General features: G+C 39.8%; 2 protein-coding genes and 1 pseudogene. All 3 read left to right on the plus strand.

All coding sequences use genetic code 11. The features are described 5' to 3' along the window. Positions 1-51 precede the first annotated feature (51 nt). Positions 52-663 (plus strand): uridine kinase, encoded by a 612-nt coding sequence (gene udk, locus AC6F75_RS05835; protein WP_500714015.1) that lies wholly within the window; start codon positions 52-54, stop codon positions 661-663. Between the two features lies 1 nt (position 664). Continuing rightward, entirely contained in the window at positions 665-988 is a 324-nt protein-coding gene (locus AC6F75_RS05840) for a septum formation initiator family protein (RefSeq protein WP_500714014.1), read from the plus strand. Continuing rightward, positions 988-1,422 (plus strand): annotated as a pseudogene (locus tag AC6F75_RS05845) (methylmalonyl-CoA mutase); the annotation flags it as partial. The gene AC6F75_RS05840 and the pseudogene AC6F75_RS05845, both read left to right, overlap by 1 nt.

Here is a 1,422-nt window from a genome sequence, read left to right on the forward strand (position 1 = left end):
TTAATTATTCCCAAACCCATAATTTATTACCTTTGTCAAAACACACAATCTATGCTTGTAATCGGAATTGCCGGTGGTACCGGAAGCGGAAAAACAACCGTGGTCAACCAGATTATCAACGAATTACCGGCCACACAGGTAGGGGTTATTTCACAGGACTCTTATTATAGGGACACCTCAGACCTGCCGTTTGAAGAACGTGTAAAAATCAACTTTGACCACCCCAAAGCCATTGATTTTGAACTGCTTGTCATTCACTTAAACGATTTAAAAAACGGAAAACCCATCGAGCAACCTGTATATTCGTTTGTCGAGCACAACCGCACAAAAGAAACTGTCACCACCATACCTAAAGATGTGATGATAGTTGAAGGCATCCTAATCCTCACCCACCCTGAAATCAGGGATATGTTTGACATTAAAATCTATGTCCACGCCGACAGTGATGAACGATTAATCAGACGTTTAAAGCGTGACATTTCAGAGCGCGGTAGAGACCTTGACGAGGTGTTACACAGATACAAAACCACCCTCAAGCCCATGCATCAGCAATTTATTGAACCCACAAAGGAATATGCAGACATCATTATTCCCACAAACAGATACAACACGGTGGCAGTGGATATCGTTAGAACCATTATCAACCAAAAACTAAACGTATAAAGTGAAATTTTCCAAACTCAAAAACAAAAAATGGTTCAGGATTATCAGTAACAGATACTTCCTGATTATTGCGTTTTTTGTGGTTTGGATGGTGGTTTTTGATGCCAATTCGTTGCTGATTCACCGCGAACTCAATAAAGAAATCCGTGATTTGGAAAACAGCAGGGATTATTTTCAGCATGAAATCACCAGAGACAAGGAATTTCTTGAAAAACTGGAAGACGGTGAGGAACTTGAAAAATTCGCCCGTGAAACTTATTTCCTGAAAAAAGAAAATGAAGAAATTTTTATCATAGAAGATGATACAATCAAAAACAAAAACTAATGAACGATTCCCTGTATAACGATTTCCCACCGGTTTCCTCCAAACAATGGAAACAAAAAATCCAGTTTGACCTCAAGGGAGCTGATTACAATGAAACCCTCATCTGGAAATCACCGGAAGGCATAGACGTTAAACCGTTTTACCACCGTGATGAAATCAAGGAACCGTTTACTGAAATCTCAGGGCATCCACAACACTGGAACATTGGGCAATCCATCTATATTGACGACGAAGCCGTTGCCGGTAGATTAGCTGCAGATGCTGTAAACAGAGGTGCTGAAGCGGTCTATTTTACTTCAGAAAAACCATTTGACGTTAACAAACTTTTTAAAGAGCTCAACGAAAAGGCGTTGTACTATTTTGACCTAAAATTTTTGGACACTAAATTCTGTGTTCATCCCGCTTTCGCGAAAGCGAACGTATTTGTCTTAAAC

This window comes from Planktosalinus sp., from assembly GCF_059864935.1.